Consider the following 15,177-nt stretch of genomic DNA (forward strand, 5'->3'; position numbering starts at 1 on the left):
CGGCTTGCTGTATTTGCTGCTCTTGAGTGCCAAAATGAGCGATGCTGTTGGTTAAATTCGTTATGGTTTGTTCCACATAGGCGCAACCAGAAGCGAAAGTTTGATTGGTAACCGTGCCAGGAGCTGAACCTTGTGTGCCACCAGTGCCAGCTGTTGAGGGGTTGTGGCATGTGGCTAAAAAGCCTTTAACAAAATTTTGAAAAGTCCCGGTAAGCCTCTCAGGGTTAATGGCTTGCCCCACTTGATTGGCTAAATCAAGCATTTTGGCTTGCGCGCTAGCGTTAGCGAGCATGCCTTGCGCAAAGCTAGCGTCTGTGAAAGGGTTGAAAGGCTTGCCTCCACTGCCTCTCACTTGAGCTGTTTGTTCATTGGTATTAATGGCGCTCGTTTGATTGACAAGCTCTTGCGCGTCTGTGATCATCTTTTGGATCGTGCTGATTTCTTGTGAAAAAGCACCGCACAGCTTGTTAGAGGGCCATTCCCATTTTGGGCCATTAGCTTGGTTATTAGGCGCGCTGAAAAACGGGCATGCTTCGTTGATGGTGTTGATGAGCGTGCTCGCTTGCGCTAAGAGCGCTTGAGCGCTATCAGGCACTCCATTCAATGCGTTGGTGATTTCGGTGTAGGAGACCTTTGATGTATTACCTGGTGCACCCGAATCAACGACTTTTGAACTGATCGTGGTGCTTACTTGTTTGCCGTCTATGGTTTGGGTTTTGGTTACGGTTCCGCCATTTCGTTTGCTGTCATCTATTCCAAGTAATGACGGATCGCAGTTGTTATTCCCGTTCCCTGAGCATGTGTAAGTATAGCTTACATTCACCTTCCCATTGCTGTTGTTGAGCGCTGGCAAGCCGTTTTTTAAAGCCGTTTGGAGGATTTGATAGGCTTCGTTAAGCTTTTTAAAATTCTCAATACTCATAGGGCCATAGTATCCAGGAGGATAACCATTCAAAGAACAAGTGATGGAAGTGGATCGATACCCTGGCTCGTTGTTGAAGATGGTTGTTGAAGAAGTGCTTTTTGTGCCACCGGCATTACCCCCACACTGCGTAACATAGCCTACGACATTCCAAAACCCCACCGCCGCATTGATCGCTAAAAGCACGGCTTGATAGGCCGGGGAATTTTTGGTATCGCCAATCAAGTTTTTGGCGCTTGCGCCCAGGTTTTCACGCGCCGAGTTGATCGCGCTCGGGTCAGCGGACAATTGGATGAGGGTGTTTAGGGTGCTGTATCTGGTTAAAAGCTTGCTCAAGTTTTCATAATTGTCTGAAAGCTGTTGGATGCCTTTGGTGTTGGTTACCATTTGAGCGGCTTCACCGATTTGATAGCCCGCGCTCATGTAAAAGCCGTCGTCTTCAGCGCTCAAAGTGGAAACTAAAAGCGAGCCTAAAGTCAATGAAAGGATGTGTTTTTTCATGTTTTCTCCTTTTTAGATTAAATTGGATTTTAATATTAGGGATTTCATACATTAAGAATGCATTTGCATTGGAATGTATTAAAAGCATTATAGCATGAAAGCGTTTTTTTTTTTTTGTAATTTTGAAAAAATTGTGTCATTTTTTGCTTTTTTTTGTTTTTTTGCGTTACTTTTGAACGCTTTTAATTGGGTTTTAAAAACGCTTTTAACGCTTTTACAACCAACATTTAACAAAAATAGAACGAAGATTAAATAAGATTAAACAAGATTAAAAGGGCATGCCCCCCATTAGCCCTAATCAAAAACTTAATGCTGTTTAAAAGGGCTATCCACGACCTTTTTCCTGTCCACAATGTAGGGGATTAAAGCCATGTGGCGGGCTCTTTTGATTGCCACTTCCACCCTCTCTTGCCACTTTTTGCTATTGCCTGTCAACCTCCTTGGCATGATTTTATAGCGCTCTGATAGCGTGTGCTTGAGCATGTCTAAATCTTTATAGTCAATAAAGCTGATTTTAGCTTCGGTGTATTTGCAATAGCGCTTTGAATAGCGTTTTCTTTCCATAATGTCTCCTTAATTTTAACCCTTAAAAGGGGATTTCTTCTTCATCAATATTGATTTCAGGCACGCTGTTTTGATACTTGGACGGCTGTGCTTGTGAATTTTCTTTAGCGTAAGCGTTTTGCGGGTAGCTTTGGGCTTGGCTGAAAGGATCCTGGCTAGGGGCGTTGTAATTAGCGGGATAAGCGTTGTTGAAATTCTCATGCATTACGCTATCTTGCATAGCGCTTGCTTGGGGATTGTCTGACTTTTTATCCATAAATTGCAACGAGTCCGCTGTGATAGTGTGGCGGGAATTTTTTTTGCCCGTTTGATCCATCCAACTCTCATAAGTCAAACGGCCTTCTATCAAAACGCTTGACCCCTTGCTCAAATACTGGTTAGCGATTTCGGCTGTTCGCCCAAACAAACGAGCGTCTATGAAGCACACTTCTTCGCCTAGCGTGCCGTCTTGCTTTTTAAAGCGCCTGCTTGTGGCTAAACCTATTGTAGCCGCAGCCGAACCGCTAGGCAAATATTTCAACTCCACATTCCTAGTCAAACGCCCTACCATAATCACTTTATTAAACATGATAAGCCCTTATTCGCTATGAGATCCTGTGCTTTTTGCTTCCTCTGCGTGGTGAGAATGCGCGTGTTCGGTTTTTTCATGCTTTTCTTTGGCGTGTGATGGCTTTTTATTAGCCCTATCCACTAACGCATGCCACGCTTCTACTTCTTTCTTGCTTTCGTATTTGATCACAATGAAACGCAACACATCTTCATTGATGCGATACAATCTTTCAAGCTCTAAAATCATGGACGGCTCTGCTTTGAAATACGCCACATAATAATAGCCTCTTTTGTGCTTTTTGATTTCATAGGCTAAATTACGCATGCCCATATCTAGGCTCGTTTCAATCACGCCATGGTGCTTAGTGATCACTTCTTTATAAAACTCAATTTTGGATTTAATCTCTTCTTCTACTAAAGTAGGTTTGAGAATAAACATCGTTTCATAATGCCTCATCCATTCTCCTTGTGGTTGTATAGCCCTTTTTTTTACTAAAAAAGAGCAAGGTCTAAAAAACTTTCAATTATACCTTGCTTTCGCTTGTTTTTGGATTAAATTTAATTTTATTGGAATATTGAACCTAAAATCTAAAAATACCTTTCAGCATTTTTTAAGGGTTAATGATTTTTTGAATGGAGGTCAAATACAAAAAGCCCAATTCCTTTTGCCCTTGCATGCTTTGAATGTGCCATAACCTAAAAATTTCAAAAACCCTCTTATAGCCGGCTTCTTTCAAACGCAGGGCGTTTTTAGCGTAATTTTCAGCAATTTCTTTAGGAGGAGCGTAGCCTAAAACCTCTTTAGCGTCCATTAAACCGGTCGTTTTAATGTGGGCGAAAAATAAAAAAAGCTGGTAAAAATACCGCTCTAACCCCCTTAAAATATCCGCATCCTTTTTGCCCTCTTTTAACAAATAATCATAAATATCAAGCACGCTTTTTTTCAAAAAAAGCCCTAAAATGAGCTTTTGCAAATCCATATCCCCCGCATTGGAGCTTAATTCTTGAATGTCTTCTAAAGTGATGGGCGCATTTAAAACCGCTAGCTTGTCTAAATCGTTAAACGAAACGCCTAAATCTTCGTTATTGGTTTCAAAAAGAGCGTTTAAAAGATGGCTGCTGATGTCTAAATGTAAAAAATTAGCCCTTTCTTGTAAGAATTTCAAACTCTCCCAAGTTTTAGGGGTAAAAAAGCGCGCGCAGATCGCTTCATCTTTCAAGGGGCTTTTTTGGAAAAATTTAACGATAGCATCGCTAGTGTATTTGTATTTGTATTTGGTGGTGTCGCTTTTAGCATTATAAAGCCCTATGATAAGCCTGTTATGGCTAGGCCGCTCTAAAACTTTTAAAAAAAGATTGATATCATTTTCCTTAAATTTCTTATGCAGCACAAAATCCAGTTTTAAAACGACTAAACTGCTCCCTCCAAATAAAGAATCCTGCTCTAAAAGGGTTGCAATCTGGCTTTTTTCATAATCGCTCGCATAAAAAAACGAAGTTTCTGTGTCAGGGTTATTGCATTTAAAAAGCGAGCTAATCGTTTGAATGTAATAATGGATAAAAAAATCAAACTCCCCATACAAAAACACCGCTTTAGGGAGTCGTTGTTTTAAATAATTGTCCAAATCTTTACGATACATGCTCTTTAATCCTTTCTGTGATTTCGCCCCAAACTTGCCCTAAAACCAAATCCGCATGCGTGATTTTAACGCGCACCTTTTCTAAAGACTTAAAAACCTTGTTCGTTTTGACTAAAACTTTAAGCCCTATTAATTCTTTTAGCCCCACCACCACCCAATCTTTAACCTCCAAAACAACGCCCAAAAATTCTTTTTCTAAAAGTTCTAAAGCCAAGCGAGCGAATTTGCGTTTGACAAAATCCCTTTCAATCAAAGCGGCCTTTTTTTGTAAAGCGTTCAACTCAGCACACAATTTAGGCGTTTCTTCTAACAAATACGAACAGCCTTTAGCTTGATGAAACAACAATTCTTTTAAAAGCCTGTGTAAGGCTAAATCGCTGTATCGTCTAATGGGCGAAGTGAAATGCGTATAGCTGGCAAACCCCAAACCAAAATGGCTTTCTTGCATAGGGCTATAAAGGGCTAAATTTTGAGATTTAATGATCAAGCGCGAAACTTCTCTTTCTAACTTCTTTTCTTTGGCTATCTTTAAAGCATGCTCTAAAAAAGGAAAAAAGCCCATGTTTTTAGGGCGCATGATCTCATAATCAAAAAGCTTATCGTAGAGGCGTTTTTGCTGCTCCAAACTGGGCTCTTTGTGGGTGCGGTATATCCCCCTATGGTGAAAATGCTCATCTAATAACCTAGCACTAGACTGGTTGGCTAAGAGCATGGCTTCTTCTATAAGGGTGTGCGCGTTGCTTTCTGTTTGCGTTTCAATTTTTTCTATACGCCCTTCTTCATTCAAATACAGCTTGTTTTCAAACGAATTGAAATTAAACCCTTTTTTTAAACGCTCCTTTTTTAACTTCAAAGCCATTTCTAAAAACCCCAAAAGGCTTTGTTGCAAATCTTTATCTAACGAGCTTTGTTGGGTATTTAAAAAATGATTGATTTCTTCATAAGTGCAATTAGCCCTAACTTCAATAACGCCTTGAGATAATCGGGCGTTTTCCAAATCATCTAAAGGGATTTCATACACTAAAGCCAGGCGTTTTTCAAACGCTTTTAGTGAGCATGCCCCTTGAGACAAACTCAAAGGCAGCATGGGATACACGCTATTAGGGAAATACACGCTAAAGCCCCTAATCCTAGCTTCTTTATCCAAACTGGAATATTTCGGCACAAATTCGCTCACGTCAGCAACCGCCACAAACAAAACCCTTTTTTCTTGATCATAAAAAATCGCATCGTCAAAATCTTTAGCGTCTTTGGGGTCAATGGTGATAAAAGGGAGGTGAGAATAATTGATCCTGTTTTTAAAATCGCTCGCTTTAAGTTGCGCGTAATGTTGGGCTAAATTCAAACAATCTTTTGAAAAATCCTTAATCCTGTCAAAAAGGCTTAAAGAAAGGTTTTCATCTATTAAAGGGTCTTCTAAAGCCCCTAAAATTTCGCTGATTTCACGCTTTTTAAGATCGATTTTTACCACGCAATGCCTGGGCAATTCTAATAAGGATCTTTGGCTGTGCTTTAAAAGAATGGGTTTTTTAAAAGGCTCTTTAAAAGGGATAGCCACAATCTGGTGATTTTTTTTAGCCAAGTAAGCTATCATCGTGTGATCTGCATTTAAAAGAGTGGCTTTAAAAAAGGCCATGGGGCGTTTTTTAGAACATTCTATTTTGCATAAAATCAAAGCGTCTGTTTTAAAAGATGGGGGTAAGTTTTTGATTAAAGGGTCTTTGGGGTAATTTTTCGCTAAAGAAATGAAAAACGCCTTATTTTCTGCCCGCTCAATTCTGCCTATATCAAAGCCTTCTTTTAAAAAATAGCGTTCCTTGTTGAAACCAAGCGCTTCTTTTAAAACGCCCTTTTCTATTAGAGGGGCGAATGCTTTAGGGATCTTTTTAACCCCAAAAAACAGGCTTCTTAAAAACCCTTGCATCAAAAAACACTTCGCATGACTTCAAACGCTTTTGAATAAGGGATTTGAGAAGCGCTGAATTTTTCAAAACTTAAAGAAGCTTGATAGATGAGCATGTCTTTTCCGTCTTGAAAGGGGATTTTTAACTCTTTGGCTAAAGATAAAAAGGGCGTTAAAAACCCATACGCCAAATCATAAGCGAGCTTAGCCTCTTTAAAATACCCTTTCAAAACCTCTTTATTTAAAGGCAATTCGTTATTCAAACTCGCTGAAGTGGCGTTAATAATCAAATCAAAAGCGCTTTTAGGAGGCTCCATAAAACAATCACAGCCCAAGCGTTGGAAAAAATCCAATCCCCTAGCAGAGCGGTTCAACACGCTCACTTTCAAGCCTTGTTTTTTCAATTCGCACGCTAAAGCCTTAGCGCTCCCCCCAGATCCTAAAATCAGAGTGCTCTGGTAGCCCTCATCTCCCAAAGAGAGCCAAAACCCTAAAGCGTCGGTATTGTAGCCCACAAGTTCATCATTTTCTAAAACAAGCGTATTGACTGAAGCGCATTCAAGCGCAATACCCTTGATTTTGTCGCAAACTTGAAACGCCCTTTCTTTAAAGGGTAAGGTTACATTAACCCCACTCAATCCTAAATGCAAGAACTCGCTTTTGATGTGGCTTTCTAAAGGGAGTAATATGGGGTGGTAATGCCCCAAAAACCCCAATTCTTTTTGAAAAGTCAAAAAACAAGCGTTATGGATTAAGGGCGATTTGGAATGCTTAATGGGATTTCCAAAAACCCCAAAAGATTTTAATTTCATTATTCTTTCATTCAGCCTTTTTTAAAAGTTTTAAAAACACATAGCCCTTTGTTTCGTGAGAAAATTCAATTTCAGCCCAATCGTTTTGGATTCCTAAAACTTTCACGCTTTTATCTCTTGCAAGCGAGCCAATGATTTTACCTTTTGTGCTAGGAAAAGCGCGCACATTCACGCCACTGACTGCGACTTTATACTCTAAAGGTTTTTTTCCCATTGTAGAGATTGTAGGGGTTTTTTGATTGTTTTGAATAGGTGAAGCGCTGTTTTGTTTGGGTTCGTTTTGGATTTTATCCTCTTGTTTAGTTTCTTGTTTATTCTCTTGTTTTTGCGTGGGTGTTTCTAAAGGCAAAGGAGGATTTTTAGCGGGGTTTTCTTCTGTGGCGGTTGTGGCCGTGTTGGCTTCTTCTTGTTTGGGCGAAAGCGCACTACTTTGATGCTCTATCTCGGTTTTTTCTAAATTCTGGTTTATTGAAGTGCTGTCTTTTTTCGCATAAAAACCAAGCACAGCATGCGCTAAAGCATACAACAACATAAACCCTAAAACCACCAAAAAAGGCTGCACAAAAAGTTTTAAAGAAGATTTCATTTCAGTTTTCATTCCTACCCTCAACGCTTTTCAAAATCAATCCTAGGGTCAATCACCACGCAGAGCAAATCGCTTATCAAACTCGCTACCAAACCTAAAAGCGTGAAAATATAAAGCGAACCAAACACGACAGGATAATCCCTACTCACAATGCTTTCATACCCTAAAAGCCCTAACCCATCTAGGCTAAAAACAATTTCTATCAATAAGCTTGAGCTAAAAAACATGCCCAAAAAAGCTTGCGGGAAACCCGCCACCACTAATAAAATCGCATTGCGGAACACATGCGCATAAAAAATACGCCCCACTGAACAGCCCTTAGCCTTAGCGCTCACCACATAGAGTTTGCCCATTTCATCTAAAAAAGAGTTTTTCACTAAAAGCGTAAGGCTTGCAAAACCCCCTAAAGAAATGCAAAGAACGGGCAAAGTGATATGCCATAAATAATCCTTGATTTTGCCCAATGCACTCAAACTCTCAAAATTATCGCTCACTAGCCCTTTTAAAGGGAACCAGTGCCAATAATTCCCTCCAGCAAAAAACACGATCAACACCACCGCAAACAAAAAGGCCGGGATAGCGTTAGCGACAATGATCACCACGCTGCTTAACACATCTAAAGGCTCGTTATTGCGTTTGGCTTTAAAAATCCCTAAAGGGATAGAAATAAGATAAATCAAAAGCGTGCTAAAAAGCCCTAACGAAATGGATACGGGCAATTTTTCCTTAATCAAATCTATCACTTTAATCTGGCGATAAAAGCTCTCCCCAAAATCAAATTGCAGGTATTTTTTGAGCATGAGAAGGTAGCGCTCCCCTATAGGCTTGTCAAAACCATAGAGTTTTTTTAAATTTTCTAACAAATCGCTCTCTAACCCTTGAGACGCCCTATAGGCACGATCTTTAACAACGCCTTGAATCTCTTTGGATTGCGTGTTATTGATTTTAGCCATCATCTGCTCAATAGGCCCTCCTGGGGCGGATTGGATCAGAAAAAAATTAATCGTCATGATGGCTAATAAAGTAGGGATAATCAAAAGCAAGCGTTTGAGGATGTAAGCAATCATTGAAGATCCTTTTCTTTTATCCACCACAAATACGGCGAAAATCCATAGCTAGGGCTGATTTCAGGCATGCCAATGTAATTATACGCTGCGATCCTGTAATTAGGCAAATAAAAATGCGGTATCACATAAAACCCCCACAACAGCACTCTATCCATCGCTTGAATGGCGGCTAGTTGCTCCTTGTAATCTTTAGCGTTAATGATTTTTTCAATCAAATCATCTACCGCTTTGCTAGAGATTCCTGCATAATTCCTTGTGCCTTTTTCTTTCGCGCTCAAAGAGCCAAAATAAAAGCGTTGCTCATTACCCGGGAAAGACGATTGGCCAATCACTCCTACAATCATGTCAAAATCATAGCTTTTGACCCGATTGACATACTGGCTTAAATCCACTCTTTGGATTTTCATTTCAATCCCTAACACCCTTAAGTTTTTAGCAAAGGCTAGAGCTAATCTTTCAAAGGCCGGGCTGTTTAAAAGCAAAGTGAAACTAAACGGCTTGTTATTCTTATCCACCAAACGCATGTTTTTGTAAGAAAAGCCCGCGCTTTCTAAAAGCTTTTGAGCGTATTTTAAATTTTCTCTCAAATTATCGCCCAAAACATCAGCCCCATCGGTTCTAGGCACGACATAAGGCTCTTTAAAAACCCTTTCATCTAAACTCTTTTCATAAGGGGCTAGCAGGGCTTTTTCTTCAGGGCTTGGAAGGGGAGGGGACGCATAGATAGAGTTACTGAAAAAACTGGTGGTGCGCTTGTATTGCGAAAAAAACAAATTTTTATTCGCCCATTCAAAATCAAACGCATAAAATAAGGCTTCACGCACCCTTTTATCCTTGAAAATTTCTCGGCGCGTGTTGAAGAAAAACCCTTGCATGCCGCTTGGCATTTTGTGGGCTATGAGGTATTTAGTGATTTTTTTATTATCCATAGCTTTCCCCACATAGCCCCTAGCCCAAACCTTAGCCGTGCTTTCAAGGCGCCAGTCATACGCCCCGCTTAAAAAAGCCTGTAAGGCGACGGTTTCATCTTTGTAATACTCAAATTTGATTTGATCAAAATTGAATTGCCCCTTTCTGCTGGGCAAATTTTTCGCCCAATAATTAGGGTTTCTTTGGTAGGTGATTTTCTTGCCCACATCAAAAGAAGCGATCACATAAGGGCCGCTAGAAACAGGAATGAGTAAAGGGTTTTTTTCAAAATAATCCTTTTGAAACGCTTTTTTGGAAAAGATTTGCAACTGCCCTAAAATAAGGGGCAATTCTTTATTTTCAGTGGTTTTGAAAATGAATTTAACATGGTGTTTGTCTAAGATAACCGCCTTTTTAACATCTTGGTAATACTGCCTATAAATAGGCGATCCTAATTTCATGATCGTATCAAAACTAAACTTCACGTCGCTCGCTAAAATGGGAGCGTTATTGCTGAATCTCGCTCTTTTATCTATCGTAAAAATCACATAGCTGTTATCCTTAGCCACTTCTGCGTCTTTAGCGATCAAAGGGTATTCTGCAAAAGGTTCGTCTAAACTTTGCACCATTAAAGTGTCATAAATGAGATCCAAGCCTTCGGCTTTAGTGCCTTTAAGCGCGAAAGGGTTAAGGCTATCAAAAGTCCCTATAGCGTCATTTCTTAAAACACCGCCTTTTCTAGCGTTAGGGTTAGCGTATTCAAAATGCGTGAAATTGTCTTTATATTTAGGCTCTTCGCCTAAGTATAAATAAGGCGTAGCCTTAAGGAAACAAAACACCCCTAACCATAAACCTAAAATTTTAAAGACCACTCAAATTAACCCCATCAATTCTTTAGCCTTTTGGTAAGTCGCCCTCGCTAAAGGCCTGGCTTTTTCAGCACCGCAATTTAAGACGGCTTTCACTTCATCATCGCTGATTTCTTTGTATCTTTCTTGGATAGGCTTTAAAGATTGGATCACTACTTCAGCTAATTCCTTTTTAAAATCCCCATAGCCTTTATTTTTGAAACGCTCCTCTATGTTTTCTGGGCTTTCATCGCTTAAAAGCATGTAGATATTCAAAAGGTTAAAAATGCCCTCTCTTTTTTCATCAAATGCAATAACGCCCATAGAATCAGTGGCCGCTTTTTTGATTTTTTTTACAATAATGTCTGGCTCATCTAAAAGAAAAATCGCATGGTTAGCCCCTTTATGCGATTTACTCATCTTCACTTTTGGATCGTCTAGCCCCATAACCCTTGCCCCCACTTTAGCGATCAAAGGCTCTGGCACTTTAAAGCAGTCTCCAAAATCCCTGTTAAATTTTTCTGCAACGTTTCGTGTGAGCTCTAAATGCTGTTTTTGATCTTCGCCCACTGGCACTAAATCGCTTTGGTATAACAAAATATCTGACGCCATCAAAATAGGGTAATTGAAAAGCCCCACGTTCACGCTTTTAGGGTTTTTTAAAGACTTGTCTTTGAATTGCGTCATTCGTTGCATTTCCCCCATAGAAACCTGGCAATCTAGTAGCCACGCTAAAGCCGGGTGCTCATCCACTTCACTTTGAATGAATAATCCCGATTGCTTAGGACTAATCCCGCAAGCTAAAAGCAATTTAACCAGCTCATAGGTTTGGGATTTTAAAAATGTAGGCTCTATGGGTAGGGTGATCGCATGCGAATTGACGATACAAAAAAGGTTTTCATACTCATCTTGCAATTCTACCCAATGCTTGATCGCTCCTAGATAGTTGCCCAAGTGGATTTGCCCGGTAGGTTGGATGCCTGAAAAGACTCGTTTTTTATGCATGTTGTTTCTCGTTGGTTTAGTTAGTGTTATTGTAACCACCTAATTTTAATATTTTAATTTATCTTAGTTTTTAAGAACGCTTGATCCCCGAAAAGAGTAACACTTCATAGCTCAATTTTTCAAACGCCATGTTTTGAAAAAAATGTTTTTTTTGCTTGAAACTCAGCGTTGAACCCCCCAAAAGACCGCATTTTTTAAGGTAATTCAAGCAATCTTGTTTGCGGTTGAAATAAAGGGCGAAGCGCTTGTTTTCTAATTCTATTTGAAAATGTTTAAAAGCGTTTTTGATTAAGGATTTGAGCGTTTTAAGATCCCTTAAAGGCGAAGGCGTGCCTAAAAATTCATGCACTTCATGCAAACTAAAATCCGTATGGATAGCTAAAGCAACCTCCTTACTAGAAAGAGCGATTTTTTCTAAAACGCTTTTTAAATCCCTTGCCCATTGTAAAGAGGAAGAAGACACAACCAGATCGTAAGCGTGAAAAACATGTTCTTCAAAATCCGCATGCTCTAAAGAGATTTTTTGAATGTTAAGAGAACGCGTGGGGTGTAATTTGAGCATGTTCATGGAATTATCCAAAGCGATAAAGTCTTCAATCACAATGTTTTGCTGCTCTAAAGCGTTAAGAACAGCCCCACTCCCTGATCCTAGATCCAAAACTTTAGCGTAATGTTTTTGTTTTAAAAATTGAACAAGACAGATAGCGATTTGTTGCTGGATATGGGCAAAGAGGTGATAAGTTTTGGCATGCTTATTGAATGCATGCTGATTGAATGAATGAAATGAGTCCAACACCACCGCCTTTAACGCGCCGCGCTTGAAATTAAAACTAAATTTTAGTGTATTCTTAGCAAATTTTAGATAAGATCAAGCGTAATTTTTTCTAAATTTCAGGCATTTAAGGAATCAGTGTTTATGACAAGCGCTCTGTTAGGCTTACAAATTGTTTTAGCGGTATTGATTGTGGTGGTGGTTTTGTTGCAAAAAAGTTCTAGCATCGGCTTAGGGGCTTATAGCGGGAGTAATGAGTCTTTGTTTGGCGCTAAAGGGCCTGCGAGCTTTATGGCGAAATTGACCATGTTTTTAGGGCTGTTATTTGTTGCCAACACCATCGCTTTGGGCTATTTTTATAACAAAGAATATGGCAAAAGCATTTTAGATGAAACTAAAACCAACAAAGAGCTTTCGCCCTTAGTCCCTGCCACCGGCACGCTTAACCCAACGCTTAATCCCACGCTAAACCCAACACTCAACCCTTTAGAGCAAGTTCCCACTAATCCTTTAATGCCCAAACAAACGCCTAGCGAACTTCCTAAAGAGCCAGCCAAAGCGCCTTTTATTGAAAGCCCCAAACAGAATGAAAAAAATGATGCCAAAAAAGAGAATAAAGAGAACAATATAAAGGGCGTTGAAAAAACCAAAGAGAATACAAAAACGCCCCCAACCTCCCACCAAAAGCCTAAAACGCATGCAACGCAAACCAACGCCCATACAAACCAAAAAAAGGATGAAAAATAATGTTACAAGCCATTTATAACGAAACCAAAGATCTGATGCAAAAAAGCATTCAGGCTTTAAATAGAGATTTTTCCACTCTAAGGAGTGCGAAAGTTTCAGTCAATATTTTAGATCACATCAAAGTGGATTATTACGGCACGCCCACCGCATTAAATCAAGTCGGCTCGGTGATGAGCCTAGATGCGACCACTCTTCAAATCAGCCCATGGGAAAAAAACCTGCTCAAAGAAATTGAAAGATCCATTCAAGAAGCCAATATCGGCGTGAATCCTAATAACGACGGCGAAACGATCAAGCTTTTTTTCCCGCCCATGACAACCGAGCAAAGAAAACTCATCGCAAAAGACGCCAAAGCGATGGGTGAAAAGGCTAAAGTGGCTGTAAGGAATATCCGCCAAGACGCTAACAACAAGATAAAAAAATTAGAAAAAGACAAAGAAATCAGCGAAGATGAAAGCAAAAAAGCCCAAGAGCAGATCCAAAAAATCACCGATGAAGCCATTAAAACAATTGATGAAAGCGTGAAAAACAAAGAAGACGCGATTTTAAAGGTCTAAACCATGGATATTAAGGCATGTTATCAAAACGCTCAAGCGCTGTTAGAGGGGCATTTCTTGCTCAGCAGCGGGTTTCATTCTAATTATTATTTGCAATCCGCTAAAGTCTTAGAAGATCCCAAACTAGCCGAACAATTAGCCAAAGAATTGGCCAAACAGATCCAAGAAGCCCATTTGAATATTGAATGCGTGTGCTCGCCTGCTATTGGGGGGATCTTGGCTGGGTATGAGCTTGCAAGGGCTTTGGGCGTGCGTTTTATTTTCACTGAAAGGGTGGATAATACCATGGCGTTAAGGCGTGGTTTTGAAGTCAAAAAAAACGAAAAAATTTTAGTGTGTGAGGACATTATCACTACGGGAAAATCCGCTATGGAATGCGTTAAAGTTTTAGAAGAAAAGGGGGCTCAAATCGTGGCTTTTGGCGCTTTAGCTAATCGGGGCATTTGCAAGCGCGCTCATTCTCATTTAAAAGCCCAAGAGGGCGCGTGTTTGCCTAGCCATTTGCCCCTTTTTGCTTTAGAAGATTTTGTTTTTGACATGCACAAGCCTAGCTCTTGCCCTTTATGCGCTACTAGCGTTGCTATCAAACCGGGAAGTCGTGGCAACTAAAAAAACCAAAAAAAATAAAACCCCAGAAAAAAAGCAAGCGTTAGAAAGCCCTTTAAAAGGGCTGTATCTCTCTTTACGTTTAAAGGCCTTTATCACCGATATTTTTATGATTTATACCCCCATGCTTTACATAATGACCTATGCGATTTTAGGGAGCGCGAAGGATTTTAGGGAAAACCAGAGCGCGATTTTTTTATGCTTGCTTTTTTATGCCTTAACACACAGCTTTTTTATCGCTTTTAAATCCCAAAGCCCTGGCATGCGTTACGCTCAGTTTAAATTAGTCAAAAATAACCGCAAAGAAGTGGGCTTTTTTTTAGCTTTGTGGCGCTTTGTTTTGTGGGTGTTGAGCATGGGGTTACTTGTAGGGTTTGTTGCGCCTTTTATGTTTAAGTTTTTTTTGCATGACAAACTCAGCGGCACTCATATTGAACTCATCAAGGAGGAAACATGAAAAATTTAGTGATTTTAAGCGGGGCTGGCATTTCAGCAGAAAGCGGGATTAAAACCTTTAGAGATGCTGATGGCTTGTGGGAAGGGCATGACATCATGGAAGTCGCCTCGCCTTATGGTTGGAAAAAGAACCCGCAAAAGGTGTTGGATTTTTACAACCAAAGGCGCCGACAGCTTTTTGAAGTTTATCCTAACAAAGCCCATAAGGCTTTAGCGGAATTGGAAAAACACTATCAAGTCCATATCATCACTCAAAATGTAGATGATTTGCATGAAAGGGCGGGTTCTTCTCACATTTTACACTTGCATGGGGAATTGTTAAGCGTTCGCAGCGAAAAAGATCCTAATTTAATTTATAGGTGGGAAAAGGACTTGAATTTAGGCGACTTGGCTAAAGACAAATCGCAATTACGCCCTGATATTGTGTGGTTTGGCGAAGAGGTGCCTTTGCTTAAAGAAGCGATTTCTTTAGTCAAACAAGCGCATCTTTTAATCATCATTGGCACTTCTTTGCAAGTTTATCCCGCCGCTAGTCTCTACACGCATGCGCATAAAGACGCCCTCATTTATTACATTGACCCTAAAGCTAAAAACGCCCATTTACCCCAGAATATCCAATGCATTAATGAAAGCGCGGTGCATGCCATGCAAGATTTAATGCCCAAACTCATAGAAATGGCCTCTTAAGAGATGTTAAAATAATTTTTATTTTTTCAGCTAACGATTAGCAAAA

Annotated in this window: 17 protein-coding genes; 5 read left to right on the forward strand and 12 right to left on the reverse strand. The window is 40.0% G+C overall.

Annotated elements, in window-relative coordinates:
- The 12 genes from EXS92_RS04150 to EXS92_RS04205 form a co-directional block, all read right to left on the reverse strand.
- Positions 1–1,423: SabA family sialic acid-binding adhesin (locus EXS92_RS04150; RefSeq protein WP_341848048.1), on the reverse strand; the 1,423-nt coding region annotated here is incomplete at its 3' end.
- Positions 1,424–1,729: 306 nt separating this feature from the next.
- Positions 1,730–1,987: a 30S ribosomal protein S18 gene (rpsR, locus tag EXS92_RS04155; protein ID WP_000440196.1), complete on the reverse strand. Its 258-nt coding sequence runs from the start codon at positions 1,985–1,987 to the stop codon at positions 1,730–1,732.
- 22 nt (positions 1,988–2,009) lie between these two features.
- The gene (locus EXS92_RS04160; RefSeq protein WP_165515663.1) at positions 2,010–2,555 is read right to left on the reverse strand and encodes a single-stranded DNA-binding protein; all 546 of its coding nucleotides are present in this window, start codon (positions 2,553–2,555) and stop codon (positions 2,010–2,012) included.
- 9 nt (positions 2,556–2,564) lie between these two features.
- Positions 2,565–2,993 carry a 30S ribosomal protein S6 gene (rpsF, locus tag EXS92_RS04165; RefSeq protein WP_079373994.1) on the reverse strand — a complete coding sequence of 143 codons (429 nt, stop codon included), beginning with the start codon at positions 2,991–2,993 and terminating at the stop codon, positions 2,565–2,567.
- 154 nt (positions 2,994–3,147) lie between these two features.
- A complete protein-coding gene (gene holA, locus EXS92_RS04170; RefSeq protein WP_165515664.1) occupies positions 3,148–4,176 on the reverse strand; it encodes a DNA polymerase III subunit delta in 1,029 nt (342 codons plus the stop codon).
- Entirely contained in the window at positions 4,166–6,100 is a 1,935-nt protein-coding gene (locus EXS92_RS04175; protein ID WP_165515665.1) for an RNB domain-containing ribonuclease, read from the reverse strand. Before EXS92_RS04175 ends, holA begins: the two co-directional genes overlap by 11 nt.
- Positions 6,100–6,891, reverse strand: coding sequence for a shikimate dehydrogenase (locus tag EXS92_RS04180; protein ID WP_165515666.1), 792 nt, complete (start codon positions 6,889–6,891; stop codon positions 6,100–6,102). Before EXS92_RS04180 ends, EXS92_RS04175 begins: the two co-directional genes overlap by 1 nt.
- 7 nt (positions 6,892–6,898) lie before the next feature.
- Positions 6,899–7,489 (reverse strand): SH3 domain-containing protein, encoded by a 591-nt coding sequence (locus EXS92_RS04185; protein WP_165515667.1) that lies wholly within the window; start codon positions 7,487–7,489, stop codon positions 6,899–6,901.
- Positions 7,490–7,497: 8 nt separating this feature from the next.
- The gene (locus EXS92_RS04190) at positions 7,498–8,544 is read right to left on the reverse strand and encodes a microcin C ABC transporter permease YejB (protein WP_165515668.1); all 1,047 of its coding nucleotides are present in this window, start codon (positions 8,542–8,544) and stop codon (positions 7,498–7,500) included.
- Positions 8,541–10,325, reverse strand: a complete 1,785-nt coding sequence (locus EXS92_RS04195; RefSeq protein WP_165515669.1) for an ABC transporter substrate-binding protein — start codon at positions 10,323–10,325, stop codon at positions 8,541–8,543. Before EXS92_RS04195 ends, EXS92_RS04190 begins: the two co-directional genes overlap by 4 nt.
- On the reverse strand, positions 10,326–11,306 hold the full coding sequence (trpS, locus tag EXS92_RS04200) for a tryptophan--tRNA ligase (protein WP_165515670.1): 981 nt from the start codon (positions 11,304–11,306) through the stop codon (positions 10,326–10,328). It abuts the gene before it with no gap.
- A gap of 70 nt (positions 11,307–11,376) precedes the next feature.
- The gene (locus tag EXS92_RS04205) at positions 11,377–12,099 is read right to left on the reverse strand and encodes a methyltransferase (RefSeq protein WP_207625101.1); all 723 of its coding nucleotides are present in this window, start codon (positions 12,097–12,099) and stop codon (positions 11,377–11,379) included.
- Between the two features lie 123 nt (positions 12,100–12,222).
- On the opposite strand from EXS92_RS04205, the gene secG reads away from it, so the two are divergent.
- The 5 genes from secG to EXS92_RS04230 are packed head-to-tail and all read left to right on the forward strand — an operon-like array spanning position 12,223 to position 15,131.
- Positions 12,223–12,825: a preprotein translocase subunit SecG gene (gene secG / locus EXS92_RS04210; protein ID WP_165515672.1), complete on the forward strand. Its 603-nt coding sequence runs from the start codon at positions 12,223–12,225 to the stop codon at positions 12,823–12,825.
- Positions 12,825–13,382: a ribosome recycling factor gene (frr, locus tag EXS92_RS04215; RefSeq protein WP_000938344.1), complete on the forward strand. Its 558-nt coding sequence runs from the start codon at positions 12,825–12,827 to the stop codon at positions 13,380–13,382. Before secG ends, frr begins: the two co-directional genes overlap by 1 nt.
- A gap of 3 nt (positions 13,383–13,385) precedes the next feature.
- Complete coding sequence (gene pyrE, locus EXS92_RS04220; protein ID WP_165515673.1) at positions 13,386–13,991, forward strand: orotate phosphoribosyltransferase; 606 nt, start codon at positions 13,386–13,388, stop codon at positions 13,989–13,991.
- Positions 13,981–14,445 (forward strand): RDD family protein, encoded by a 465-nt coding sequence (locus tag EXS92_RS04225; RefSeq protein WP_165515674.1) that lies wholly within the window; start codon positions 13,981–13,983, stop codon positions 14,443–14,445. Before pyrE ends, EXS92_RS04225 begins: the two co-directional genes overlap by 11 nt.
- Positions 14,442–15,131: an SIR2 family NAD-dependent protein deacylase gene (locus tag EXS92_RS04230; RefSeq protein WP_165515675.1), complete on the forward strand. Its 690-nt coding sequence runs from the start codon at positions 14,442–14,444 to the stop codon at positions 15,129–15,131. The genes EXS92_RS04225 and EXS92_RS04230 overlap by 4 nt, the downstream gene beginning before the upstream one ends.
- Positions 15,132–15,177: the final 46 nt, after the last annotated feature.

The sequence above is a fragment of the Helicobacter pylori genome (genome assembly GCF_011175115.1).
Lineage (GTDB): Bacteria > Campylobacterota > Campylobacteria > Campylobacterales > Helicobacteraceae > Helicobacter > Helicobacter pylori_DF.